Below are 11,902 nucleotides of genomic sequence, written 5' to 3' on the forward strand. Positions count from 1 at the left end.
AGTGTCCTGGCACTACGCGTAGCCGGCGGAATCGCCGGCTGGTGGCTGTTCAGGGAGATCGCTGGCTCGGCTGCACTGAGAACCCGTAGTCCAGCAGCCGCTCGGCGTCGTCGACCATCACGTTCGAGTGCATGACCACCGCCAGCAGATGACGGTTGCCCCTGGCCGCCGTGGCCGCTATGCAGGGGCCTGCTTCATCTGTGTTGCCGGTCTTGATCCCGTTGGCTCCCGGGTAGGTGGTGAGAAAGCGATGCAGCCAGTTGTTGGCGTCAAAGGCGGGATGGCCTGCATTCGCCGCCAGGTGCATCTCCGGAATGCTGGCCATCTGGACCAGCTCCTGGTAGTGGTTTTCGATCGCCATGGCCGCCAGCGCCAGATCGTAGGCGCTGCTTCGCATGCCTGGTGCATCCAGGCCCACAGGAGTCGTGAAGTGGCTGTTCTTCATGCCGAGCTTGGCCGCCTTGGCGTTCATCGCGGCGATGAAGTCGTCACGCGGTCCGAGCCCCGAGGCCAGCGTATCGGCAGCGTCGTTGCCAGAGACGACGAAAAGGCCTGTGAGCAGCTCGCGCACTGTCAGCACCTGGCCTGCCTTGATGCCCATCAACGTGGCTTCCGGCTCGATCGCCTTCTCCGCGTCCATGTCGGTTTGCGGAGTGACGGTCACCGTCTTGTCCAGCGACCCGGCCCGCTCGTAGGCGACCATGCCGGTGACAAGCTTGGCCAGGCTGGCAGGCGCACGCTGGGTCTGGGCGTCGCGAAGCCAGAGGATCTCGCGCGCGTCAACGTCCACCAGAATCCCGGCTAGACCGTGGAAGTCGATCTTCACGTCAGGATGCTGATCTGCCCAGTTGCTGGAGAGATCGAGGTCCGCCGGCGCGTTCGGCACCACGCTTGGATGCGCCAGCGGCGAGTTGGGGACGGCCGGGCTGGCACCGAGGAGAGGTAGGGCGCCGGCCACTGGGCGCCCGGTCAGAGTCGGGCTGGCTCGAAACTCGCGCACGAGCATGAAGCTGGTGGCCACAACAACTGCCAGCACCAGAACGCTGAGCAGCGTCAGATCACGGCGGAAGCGACGCCTCCCCCGGTTGTGACGACTGCCTGGGCTGGGGGTCGAGAAGGGTTCAGGCGCTGACGTGGTGGCTGGATTGTAGTCGAGCCCGCCAAGCGGACGAGTCGCGCGCGGCCCGAGCCGCCTGAGCCGCCTTCTGACAGCGGCGCTCAGGCCGCCGCGTCCAGCCTCTCGATGATGGCGTCCGCCACCTGGCTGGTGCCGACAGCTGTCGGATCGTTGCGATCGGGCTTCAGATCGTAGGTCAAGGATCGCCCTTCTGCTATCACGCCCGCGATGGCCGATTCCAGTGCGTCGCCGGCCTCCACCTCCTGCAGATGGCGCAGGAGCAGGACGCCGGAGAGCATGACAGCCATCGGGTTGACCTTGTTCTGTCCGGTGTACTTGGGCGCACTGCCGTGCGTCGCCTCGAAGACGGCGCCATTGACGCCGATGTTGGCGCCGGGCGCCAGCCCCAGACCACCTATCATCCCGGCGCCCAAATCCGAGATGATGTCCCCGTACAGATTGGGGCAGCAGAGCACGTCATATTCAGTCGGACGCAGCACCAACTGCATGCACATGTTGTCGACTATGCGATCTTCGAACTCGAGGTCCGGATTCCGCTGCGCGACCTCACGGCCGACAGCCAGAAAAAGGCCGTCGGTGTGCTTCATGATGTTGGCCTTGTGGACCAGCGTCACCTTCCGACGGTGGTACTGCCGCGCGTAATCGAACGCGTACTGAACTATTCGTTCGCTCCCGGAAACGGAGATGGGCTTGATGGAGAGCCCGCTGTCGGGCTGGATTCGCTTGCCGCTCAGCTGCGAGATCTCACTCAGCAGCCGGTCACAGTCGGGCGTCCCCCGTTCGAACTCGATACCCGCATAGATGTCCTCGGAATTTTCCCGAATGATTACGAAGTCCAGGTCGTCGCGCAGGTTGCGGGCGCCCTCATAGGCCTTGATGGGTCTGACGCAGGCGTAGAGCTCCAGTTCCTGTCGCAGGGCTACGTTGACACTCCGAAACCCGGTTCCAACAGGAGTGGTGATGGGACCTTTGAGAGCGACGCCTGTGCGCCGGATGGAATCGAGCACGTGCTTGGGCAGCGGTGTGCCGTGCTCTGCCATGACGTTCTCACCAGCCTGCTGAACGTCCCAGTCAAACTGGACCCCTGTCGCCTCCAGAACTCGGGTGCTGGCCTCGCAGATCTCGGGCCCGACGCCGTCGCCAGGGATGAGAGTTACCGAATGGCGCGCCAATGGAGCTCCCCTACTTGTTGAAGTAGTCGGCGTTGATCTTGATGAAGGAAACCCACTCTGACGGCACCTCGTCCTCGGGAAAGATCGCATCGACAGGGCAGGGGTCGACGCAAGCGCCGCAGTCGATGCACTCATCAGGGTCGATGAAGTACATGTCCGAGTCGTCGTCGGTGTGGATGCAATCGACAGGACAGACCTCGACGCAGGAGGCGTCCTTGATCGAGATGCAGGGTTGGGTGATGATGTAGGCCACTACGCCGCCATTCTAGAGATTGAGCGGGCCCGTCAGGAGCGTGCGGCGGAGGGGTCGGCCCGGTTCATCATGGCCAGGGCGGCGCTCTCGAAGTAGTCCAGGAATGCCTCCCGGATCTGGGGCTGGAGGTCGACGGACTCAACCGCCGCCGTCATGTGCCGGAGCCAGGCCTCGCGCTCGGCGTGACCGATCGGAAATGGTGCGTGGCGCATGCGGAGCCGAGGATGGCCGCGTTGATCGCTGTACCAGGTAGGACCGCCCCAGTACTGGATCAGGAACAGGCGCAGGTGCTCGGCCGCGCGCCAGAGCTCCTCCTCGTCGGAGCCATAGAGTGGGCGCAGGACCGGGTCCTTGGCGACGGCTGAGTAGAACCTTTCGACGATCAGGGTGAAGGTGCGCTCGCCGCCAGCCTGTTCGTAGACAGTCGCCGCAGCCCCCCTCAGGACAGCGCCTCCTCGGGATCCAACGCCGGCACGTCGTCGGTGTAGGCCGAAGCCTGCATGTTGAACAGTTTGGCGTAGCGGCCGTTGAGCCTCATCAGCTCCGTGTGGGGGCCCTCCTCGACCAGCCGGCCGTGCTCCAAGAAGAGGATGCGATCCGCCTGGCGCACGGTTGAGAAGCGGTGGGAGATGTAGAGCGCGCTCCGGCCTTCGCTGAGGCGGCGAAGACGCGCGAAGAGCTCGTACTCAGCCTGGGCGTCGAGGGCTGACGTGGGCTCGTCCAGGACCAGGATGGGCACCTCGCGCATGAAGGCGCGGCCCAGCGCGACCTTCTGCCATTCCCCGCCGGAGAGGTTGGCGCCATCGTCGAACCACTTGCCGAGAGGCGTGTCGTAACCGTCAGGCAGCTCCTCCAGCAGCTTGGCGGCGCCCGCCTTCCGGGCGGACTCCTGGATCTTCAGCCTGTCCTCGAGGCCCGGGAGGTCGCCGAGGCCAATGTTCTCACCGGCTGTCGCCTGATAGGTCACGTAGTCCTGGAACATGGCGCCGATGGTCTGTCGGAGCTCGTCAGGGTCGAGCTCGCGGATGTCGATGCCGTCCAGCAGGATCCTGCCCCCGCTGGGATCGTAGAGGCGGCAGAGCAGCTTGATCAGGGTGGACTTGCCGGCGCCGTTGCGACCGACGACGGCCACTGTCTCGCCCGGCGCTATTCGGAAGCTCAGGTCGGTCAGGGCCTGGGCGCCGGAGCCGGGGTAGGCGAAGGAGACGTGCTCGAACACGATCTCGCCTCTTACGGGACGCGGCAGCTGCCGGGGCTCAGAGGGTCGCTGGATGCTAGTCGGCGTTTCTAGCAGCTTGTAGAGGTTGTTCAGGTAGAGGTTGTTCTCATACATCGAGGAGAAGCCGCTCATCAGACCCTGGATGGAGGTCTGGACCGACGAGGCCGCCTGAGTGAAAAACGTCAGGTCGCCCAGAGTCAGACGTCCCGCGATCGCCTGGACGGCGACGTAGAGATAGGTGGCCGAGCCGGCCAGGATGGAGATCAGGCCCCAGAGACTGCCCACCAGGTAGCGGGTGGTCACCAGCCTGCGCTGTCTGGCGTAGTAGCTGTTGGCCAGGAGCCGAAAGCGCTGCAGGAAGTAGCCGCTCAGACCGAACAGCTTCACTTCCTTGGCGAAGGTGTCGGTCGTTACCAGGCTGGTCAGGTAGACCATTCGCCGCCGGATCGGCGAGGCCCACCGGGCGACGTTGTACCCCCGCCAGCCGTAGCGGGTATCGGAGATGAATTGCGGGATCGGGGAGATGAGGGCGACGAGAGCCAGGAGCGGGCTCAGTTTCACCAGTGCCACGACCATCGTTGTGAAGGTGATGGCGGTCTGAATGAGTCCGAACGCTGTCGAGATCATCACCACCGGCCGCATCGCGGCCTCCTGCTGCGCCTGCCGGAGCAGGTCATAGGAGGCGGAATCCTCGAAGAACTGCAGGTCCAGCTGGCCGGCGTGGTCCATGACCATCGACTGGATCGTCAGCGAAACCTTCTCCTGCAGCAGCTGCTGGGTGATGTTGCGAAGGGTGCTGAGGACCGAGCTCACTGCATAGATGAGGAACTGCAGGACGGCGAGTTCAACGATGACCATGAGCGTGGTGGTGACAGGCAGCTGGATCAAACCCAGGCTCAGGCTCGCCTGGTCGGGTGCGTGCAGAGCCCGCACCTTGATGCCCTCCACCACGGCGTTGATGAGCAGCCTTGCCGTGTAAGCGGTGGCCAGAGGGATGAAGCCGCTGAACACAGTGGCGATGGCGAGCCCGATGGTCAGCGCGGGGCTTGCCTGCCAGACGAGCCGCAGGACGCGCGGCAGCGACGCCAGGGTGCCGGCTGCCGCCCCGCGGGCGCTCTGCAGGCGGCTGCGAAGGTCCTGAGGCTGGTTCTCGGGCTCGGGCTCGGGGATGTCGGCCGGACCGGTGATCCCGCTCTGCGGGGTCTTTCCGCCCTGCCGCCTCCTAATCCACCAGTGAGGGTCCACGCCGTCTTCCTACCCCTTTAGCCCTCTCGCCAATTCCCCGTCGCTTCGCAAGACCAGCAGGCCGGCGATGGCAGGTCCACCGGCGTGGGACGTGCGGCGGGCACGAGGATCAGCCGCCGCCGGTCCTCGGATGCGTCAGCCGCCGCTACACCAGCGGTGTAGGTGACGTCCTGCGCATGGGGGCGGCGAAATTGTCGATGGTCGTCCTGACGCAGAAGACCGCGGAATCTCTCGTCCTTGCCCACGCCTGCGAAGGTGTTCCTCGGGCGATGGTACGCGCCAACCGGGCGCCGGACCATGGCGGGTTCCCTCAGTGGCAAGCATGGATCGGCGGGACGGAGAGGCCCCTAGACACGTGTTGACGATAGCCCGGCTTGCGGCCAGCGTGGCTGGCTGCACCCCGGTCACCGATACACCCACGGGGCGACTGAGATGACCAGCTGTGGCTCTTAGGTAGTCAGCGGCCGGGTCTCGCTTCGAGACGTTGCTTGAGTCTGAGGCAATTCGATGGCATCTCCTTACGGGCTTGCCTGCGGATGACGAGGGGCACGAGTAGCTTGCCGATGCCGTGTCCCTCGAAGTCGACCTCGATCATGACGCGCGACTGTGCGGTCCCGTTGTGGGGCCGGACGGTGACGTTGACTGTCGCCCTGATCGGTCCGTCGATGCCATGAATGGCCCACCTCGTTGACGGGTCGAGCGTCGTAATCTCCGACGTCACTTCCCGCTCGGCACCGCCGATGCGACGCGTCGTTAGACACTTTGAGCCCACACTCGGGGTCTTGTCGGCTTCCATGCTTCCCCCGACCACGCCCGTCTGCCATTCGGCGAACCTGGCGGGGTCGGTCACGTAGGCGAATACTTCGTCCTGCGGACGGGCGATATCGATGCTCGACACGATCGGTGCCATCACCTTTGTCCCAGGGTTGTCGTTGGTCGGTGTCCTTTGACGGGACTCACGCGCCCAGGATGTCCGCAAATCGCCGCAGATAGAGCGGCCAGCCGCCCTCGGAGTCGACTCCTCCGCGCACTGCCTGCCAGCCCGCGCCGTGTCGATCGAGGTTGCGATGCTCCAGCTCGACGCGCGTGCGGTCTGGCGCCTCGGCGATGAATCGCACCTCAACCTCGCTGGTTTTGTCAAGGTCGGTTTCGATTTGCCAGTTGGGGTCGATGTCCCAGCTGAGGACGACCCGATCCGGAGGCTCATAGGCGAGGACGCGCGCCCAGCGGCATTCGCTGCCGTCCGTACCACGGTCATAGACATGCCCGCCCTTGCGCGGTTCGAAGACCGTCTCGGCAATCTCGACGCTGAGTAGGTTGTGCTCGCGCGGCTTGAAGGTGCCGAAGCGCTCGGTGAACACCGAGAACGCGCGCTCGATCGGCACCTCGACGACGACCTCATGGCGGATGGACGTGGCTTCTGCTGGTGTGGTCATGAGCTCTCCTTTTGGGGTTGTTCCACGGCGGCTTTGTAGGCTCCAAGGGCGCTGCGCCAGTACCGGTCGAGGTCGGCGCGGAGCTCGGCCAGACCGTCGGGGTTGATCCGGTAGATGCGGCGGTTGCCAGCGGATTGGTCGACGACCAGCCCGGCGTCCTTGAGGACCTTGAGGTGCTGCGAGACGGCAGGTCGGCTGACCGGGAGCCGACTCGCGAGCTCCGCCACGGCGCAGGGGCGATCGGCGAGCCGTTCGAAGATTGCTCGTCGCGTGTGATCGCCAAGAGCGGTCCAGCCGGAACCTTCGTAAGTCTGCACGCACCGTAAGTATAGACTTACACGATTTCCGTGTCAACCTTGCGACCACCACCCACCTCACCGGGGCGCTGGGCAGGCGGACCCCGCTGGTCGCCTTCAACGCACGCCTCAAGGCCAGGCCCCCTCAGCCCGAAGCACCCACTCACTACAGGGTCCGTCAGGATCGCATCGATGCCAAGGGCAAGGTCACTCTGCGCTACCTCGGCAAGCTGCGCCACATTGCGGTCGGCGCCGCCCACCGCAACCGTAAAGTCCTCCTCCTGGTCGCCGGCCCCGAGGTCCGGGTCGTAACGACCGATGGCGCCCTGCTTCGTCGACTCACCCTCGACCCGAATCGGAACTATCAGCCACTCGAAGGCCGCTGGCCTGTGCACAATGTCTTGCGACAAGTGTCAACGATGTCCTGAGACATGACAGTGGCGGGGCATCGTTGACACTCTTCGAACTCGTCTGGGATCGCCAGCGGCGACTTGAGATCGACGCTGCAGGGGCTTGGGCCTTCCGCCGAGCAGCCGACAGGTCATAGTCCGTCCTTGATCAGGAGCGGGAAGCTCCCAGGTTAGTAATTGGTCGGGGGCCAAGCGCGTTCGGGCGGTCACGCACCTGGGGCAAGACTGAGATGTGGGCAGCGTTGAAATGCAGGCGGCGGCCGGAGAAAGGTCGCGGGCTCGACGGTGGCAGGAGACCGAACTGAGGAGCCACACCGCCGGCGGTCCTGCCCTCGCTCCCAGTGGGATGGGTACTGGAAACTGGTCACTCGGCCCTCTTCGAGGTGGGCGTAGTGTCGTATTCACCGGGGTTGCGATAGCGAAGGTCGCGGATGATTGACTTGGCACTCGGGCAAGTGATGGCCGACCCTGACTTCGCAGAGAACGGCACGCCGCTGATAGAAATCTGCCCAAAGGAAGTAGTCGCCTTAGTGGGTTCGATTCCGATCCACCCCGCCAGACCGCTAGTCTTCAGCTGTTGTCCAACCGATAGTCAGGAGGCGGAGCCATGGTCAAGAAGATCCTGCTAGCCGAGAGCGACATCCCGGAGCGCTGGTACAACATCCTGCCCGACCTTCCGGGCCCCCCCGCACCGTATCTGCACCCGGGGACACTGCAGCCGATGGGCCCCGCCGACCTGGCGCCGATCTTCCCGCAGGCGATCGTCGCCCAGGAGGTTTCGGCCGAGCCCTGGATCGAGATCCCCGACCAGGTCCGTGACGTCTACCGGATCTGGCGCCCGAGCCCCGTCTACCGCGCCGAACGCCTGGAGAAGGCGCTGGACACGCCCGCTCGGATCTACTTCAAGTACGAGGGCGTCTCGCCGGCCGGCTCCCACAAGCCAAACACCGCCGTTCCGCAGGCCTACTACAACGCGCAGGAGGGCGTGAAGCGCCTGACCACCGAGACGGGCGCCGGGCAGTGGGGCTCGGCGCTGGCCTTTGCGGGTGCGCTCTTCAACCTCGAGGTGACCGTTTACATGGTCAAGGTCTCGTACGAGCAGAAACCCTACCGACGAGCCATGATGGAGGCCTGGGGTGCAACGGTGCATGCGTCGCCCACGGACCTCACCAATGCCGGGCGCGGCATCCTCGAGCAGGATCCGGACTCCCCTGGCAGCCTAGGCATCGCGATCTCCGAGGCGGTCGAGGACGCCGCCACCCATGACGATGCCAAGTACTCGCTGGGTTCGGTGGTCAATCACGTCCTGCTCCACCAGACGGTCATCGGCCTGGAGGCCAAGAAGCAGATGGAGATGGCGGGGGAGTACCCCGACGTGGTCATCGCGTGCGTCGGCGGCGGGTCCAACTTCGCAGGCCTGACCTACCCGTTCATCGGTGACCGCCTCAAGGGCGAGCGGTCGAAGACGCGTTTCATCGCCGCCGAGCCCGCCGCCTGCCCCACCCTGACGCGGGGCGCCTACGCCTACGACTTCGGAGACGCGGTGGGCCTGGGCCCGGTCGTCAAGATGTTCACCCTCGGCCACAGCTTCGTGCCCGATCGCATCCACTCCGGCGGCCTCCGCTACCACGGCGACGCGCCCTCCCTGTGCACGCTGGTCGATCAGGGCATCGTCGAGGGCCGCGCCTACAAGCAGAACGAATGCTTCGCCGAGGCCGTGCGTTTCGCGCGCTCCGAGGGCTTCCTGCCGGCGCCTGAGGCCGCGCACGCGCTGCGGGCGGTGGCGCAAGAGGCCGCTGCCGCGCGGGAGGCGGGTGAGCCGCGGACGATACTCTTCGGCTTCTCCGGCCATGGCCATTTCGACATGTCGGCCTACGACGCCTACTTCGCCGGCAAGCTGGAGGACGTGGAGCTGTCGCAGTCGCGGATCGACGCCGCCATTGAGGAGCTGCCGAGAATCCCAGCCGGGGTCTGAAGCCGCATTGGCGGAATGGCGAGAAAAGGGGTCATCGGCCTGGGCATGGTAACCCTTTACCGCCTCGAAAAGAGGCACGTCATCGGCAGAACGATGCCAGCAAGGCGACCACCCGCCGGCGGCTGGCATCGGCGCGCCCGCTATGGGGCCCTAATCGGTCAATCCACTGAGGTGTGCTGATCATGGTCGGCCAACATATGAGTCCCGCGCGTCTCGCCCTCGTCTTGGCCGCTGTTGTTGTCGTGGGGTGTGCTTGCTTAATCGCCGGTAGCGTAGCCGGCTTCCTGCCACGTGTTGCTGCTGTGACAGCGGCGACTGCACTGGTGGGGTACTTTATCGTATACGGAGTGCTGTACTACCTTCGCTTCCTGCGTGGTTAACTGGCCGCGAGCTGGGTCGCTCAAGATCCGTCTCGGCTTCGCGGCGCTTAACGGCGCGCTCCCGATCGCATTTTATGGCGCCGCCACGACTCTTGATCGGAGCCCGCCAGCCCGGTGAGCATCCGTCCGAATTTGTTCACGCCTGCGGAGGAAGGAGAGCCGCAACTGTGTCAACGCTAGCCCTCTATCGTCCGGTTTGGCTGCTTTCGAGAGCCACAAGCTCAGCGACCGCTCTGACCTCCAGGTCAACCTCGCCAACGGCAACCTGGTCATCCATGGCCAGGATCTCTCAATCCGCGGCTATGACGCCGGCAACAGCCTGACCGCACTCGCCGAGCCGGGCGGCAGCATCAGTGGCAGCGCCTGCGGGAGCAACCCCTGCTCCAGCTTCCAGTACAACAACAACGGCCAGCGCACCAAGAGCACCTTCCCCGGCGGCGCCACGCTGAACATCGGCTACGACAACGCCGGCAACGAGACCTCGGTAGTCGGCAAGAGCTCCAGCTCGGCGGTGCTGACCAGCTTCAGCTAGACCTACAACGTCGGCACCAAGGACACCGCGCTGCGCAAGACAGTGACCGAGTCCGACGCCGTCTTCAGCGGCACCAGCACCTATGTCTACGATGCCTTCAACCGGCTGACTTCGGCCCTCAACACCAAGATCGGCAATATCAACTTCGCATATGATGCCGCCGGCAACCGGACCTCAGACACCAACGGCTCCTACAGCTACAACGCCGCCGACCAGCTGACCGCCGCACCCGGAGTTTCAAGCTGGTCCTACGATGGGGCCGGGAACCTGACCGGCAACTCGAGCGGGGCGAGCATCAGCTACAACGACCAGAATCAGTCGACCTCGATCACTAACAGCGGCAGCACGCTCTCCTCGCTCGCCTATGCCGATGTCGACCAGACCGAGCGGACCCAGGCCGGCAGCAGCAGCTATGCCTCCAGCCCGCTGGGCGCCCAGGTCGCCAAGTCGGGTGGCAGCTCGACCTACTACGTCCGCGACAATCAGGGCAACCTGATCGGCGAGCGCATCGGCGCCAACCGCTACTACTACCTGAAGGACGGCCTAGGCTCGACCGCGGCACTGATCAACGACTCGGGCTCGACCGTGGCCAACCGCTACAGCTACGGGCCCTATGGCAAGACTGTCTACAAGTCGGAGACGGTCAGCAACCCTTGGCAATTTGCCGGCGGCTATCTAGACTCCACTGGGCTGATCAAGTTCGGAACCAGGTACTACGACCCCATCGTGGGCCGCTGGACGCAACGGGATCCGATCGCCGGGTCGATCGGTAGCGCAGGAGCGATGAATCGGTACACATATGCTGGTGACGATCCGACCGATTATTTGGACCCGTTAGGCACGCAGGCATCCTACGACTACGACAGATTGGGAGCAGGCATGTCCTGGCTCTGGCCGGGCGCGATCATTGGTGCGGCAGCGGGAATTGTGGTCGGCTGCATTATCGGTGCCATAGTTGGCGCGGGTGTTACATGTATTGGCGGGGCAATGGAGGGATTCTTCGTGGGCGCTACCCTGGGAGCCTTTGCCGGCGTGACTTACGGATTCATCACCGACCAAACGTTCCCGTGACAAATTTAATAGGCGTGGCCCTCCATGCAGTCTTCGCGCTCGCCTTATTGGGCACGGCGGCTTACATTTATCGTGGCCCGACTTCGGCTCATCACTTCGCATTCGAACCACTCTTCCGTCGCCTGCCTGGGGTGGTGCCTGCCTCAATACCTGTGTCGCTTGCGATCATGGCCATAGGCCTCTCGGAGATCTCATTCGGAGTCGCTCGGCAAGTCTTCCTCATAATTGGTTTTGTCATCATATGTGCCGGCGTCATCTCCCTTGTTTGGCATCCTGAATGGATGCTGCCGCAATGGCTGCAATCGAGGCGCCATGACTAGGGATAGGATGCCGTTTGCGAGGGCTATCGTTGGCTGTGATCTTGGCCAATATCGACGATGGATTCGTGGTTACTTGGCGCCGCCGACCAGCGACCGCAGCTGACCAGGCCAGAGAAGGCGAACTCATGGCGGCGCTTCTTGGGCCTCTTGGCAAAGCGGTTGTCCAAGACCTCCTGCACCCGCTGCCAGAGTTCGCGAGAGATAAGCGGTTGGTATTTGCCCTTGTAGGTCCGGCCGCCATAGTCGAAGTCGCCGGTGTAGATCCGCTTGCGCAGGATCTTGCCGCTTCGAGCCCCAGATTCTAAGTTGGGTCACCACTGCGCTGCGCCAGAGCCATCGGGACGAAAAGCGCTTCCACGAGCAGTCGATCCGCCGCATCCAGGCCGAGCTCAGCAAGCTCGACACCCGACTCGAGGGGATCTACCTGGACAAGCTCGACGGCAAGATCAACCTGC

At 64.3% G+C, this 11,902-nt stretch carries 13 protein-coding genes; 3 read left to right on the forward strand and 10 right to left on the reverse strand.

Annotated features, from left to right (window positions below; all coding sequences use genetic code 11):
* Nucleotides 1-49: 49 nt before the first annotated feature.
* From ACR2MZ_RS11895 to ACR2MZ_RS11935, 9 genes are all read right to left on the reverse strand, one after another.
* A complete protein-coding gene (locus ACR2MZ_RS11895; RefSeq protein WP_434005247.1) occupies nt 50-1,036 on the reverse strand; it encodes a D-alanyl-D-alanine carboxypeptidase family protein in 987 nt (328 codons plus the stop codon).
* 182 nt (nt 1,037-1,218) lie between these two features.
* On the reverse strand, nt 1,219-2,310 hold the full coding sequence (locus tag ACR2MZ_RS11900; RefSeq protein ID WP_434005248.1) for an isocitrate/isopropylmalate dehydrogenase family protein: 1,092 nt from the start codon (nt 2,308-2,310) through the stop codon (nt 1,219-1,221).
* A 10-nt stretch (nt 2,311-2,320) separates the two neighbouring features.
* Nucleotides 2,321-2,563, reverse strand: coding sequence for a 4Fe-4S dicluster domain-containing protein (locus ACR2MZ_RS11905; RefSeq protein ID WP_434005249.1), 243 nt, complete (start codon nt 2,561-2,563; stop codon nt 2,321-2,323).
* A gap of 32 nt (nt 2,564-2,595) precedes the next feature.
* Nucleotides 2,596-3,006, reverse strand: a complete 411-nt coding sequence (locus ACR2MZ_RS11910; RefSeq protein WP_434005263.1) for a globin domain-containing protein — start codon at nt 3,004-3,006, stop codon at nt 2,596-2,598.
* The gene (locus ACR2MZ_RS11915) at nt 3,003-5,027 is read right to left on the reverse strand and encodes an ABC transporter ATP-binding protein (protein WP_434005250.1); all 2,025 of its coding nucleotides are present in this window, start codon (nt 5,025-5,027) and stop codon (nt 3,003-3,005) included. Before ACR2MZ_RS11915 ends, ACR2MZ_RS11910 begins: the two co-directional genes overlap by 4 nt.
* 457 nt (nt 5,028-5,484) lie before the next feature.
* Nucleotides 5,485-5,937, reverse strand: coding sequence for an SRPBCC family protein (locus tag ACR2MZ_RS11920; protein WP_434005251.1), 453 nt, complete (start codon nt 5,935-5,937; stop codon nt 5,485-5,487).
* 46 nt (nt 5,938-5,983) lie between these two features.
* A complete protein-coding gene (locus ACR2MZ_RS11925; RefSeq protein ID WP_434005252.1) occupies nt 5,984-6,463 on the reverse strand; it encodes an SRPBCC family protein in 480 nt (159 codons plus the stop codon).
* Nucleotides 6,460-6,780 carry an ArsR/SmtB family transcription factor gene (locus ACR2MZ_RS11930; RefSeq protein WP_434005253.1) on the reverse strand — a complete coding sequence of 107 codons (321 nt, stop codon included), beginning with the start codon at nt 6,778-6,780 and terminating at the stop codon, nt 6,460-6,462. Before ACR2MZ_RS11930 ends, ACR2MZ_RS11925 begins: the two co-directional genes overlap by 4 nt.
* A 17-nt stretch (nt 6,781-6,797) precedes the next feature.
* The gene (locus ACR2MZ_RS11935) at nt 6,798-7,169 is read right to left on the reverse strand and encodes a hypothetical protein (protein WP_434005254.1); all 372 of its coding nucleotides are present in this window, start codon (nt 7,167-7,169) and stop codon (nt 6,798-6,800) included.
* A gap of 607 nt (nt 7,170-7,776) precedes the next feature.
* Between ACR2MZ_RS11935 and ACR2MZ_RS11940 the strand changes: the two genes are divergently transcribed.
* The 3 genes from ACR2MZ_RS11940 (at nt 7,777) to ACR2MZ_RS11950 (ending at nt 11,127) form a co-directional block, all read left to right on the forward strand.
* Nucleotides 7,777-9,144, forward strand: a complete 1,368-nt coding sequence (locus ACR2MZ_RS11940; RefSeq protein WP_434005255.1) for a TrpB-like pyridoxal phosphate-dependent enzyme — start codon at nt 7,777-7,779, stop codon at nt 9,142-9,144.
* Between the two features lie 576 nt (nt 9,145-9,720).
* Nucleotides 9,721-10,056, forward strand: coding sequence for a hypothetical protein (locus ACR2MZ_RS11945; protein WP_434005256.1), 336 nt, complete (start codon nt 9,721-9,723; stop codon nt 10,054-10,056).
* Nucleotides 10,057-10,098: 42 nt separating this feature from the next.
* Nucleotides 10,099-11,127, forward strand: coding sequence for an RHS repeat-associated core domain-containing protein (locus ACR2MZ_RS11950; protein WP_434005257.1), 1,029 nt, complete (start codon nt 10,099-10,101; stop codon nt 11,125-11,127).
* A gap of 343 nt (nt 11,128-11,470) precedes the next feature.
* Here the strand turns inward: ACR2MZ_RS11950 and ACR2MZ_RS11955 are convergent, their stop codons facing one another.
* Nucleotides 11,471-11,725, reverse strand: coding sequence for a recombinase family protein (locus ACR2MZ_RS11955; RefSeq protein WP_434005264.1), 255 nt, complete (start codon nt 11,723-11,725; stop codon nt 11,471-11,473).
* Nucleotides 11,726-11,902 lie beyond the last annotated feature (177 nt).

Source organism: Candidatus Dormiibacter sp., assembly GCF_050999135.1.
GTDB classification, from domain to species: domain Bacteria; phylum Chloroflexota; class Dormibacteria; order Dormibacterales; family Dormibacteraceae; genus Dormiibacter; species Dormiibacter spiritus.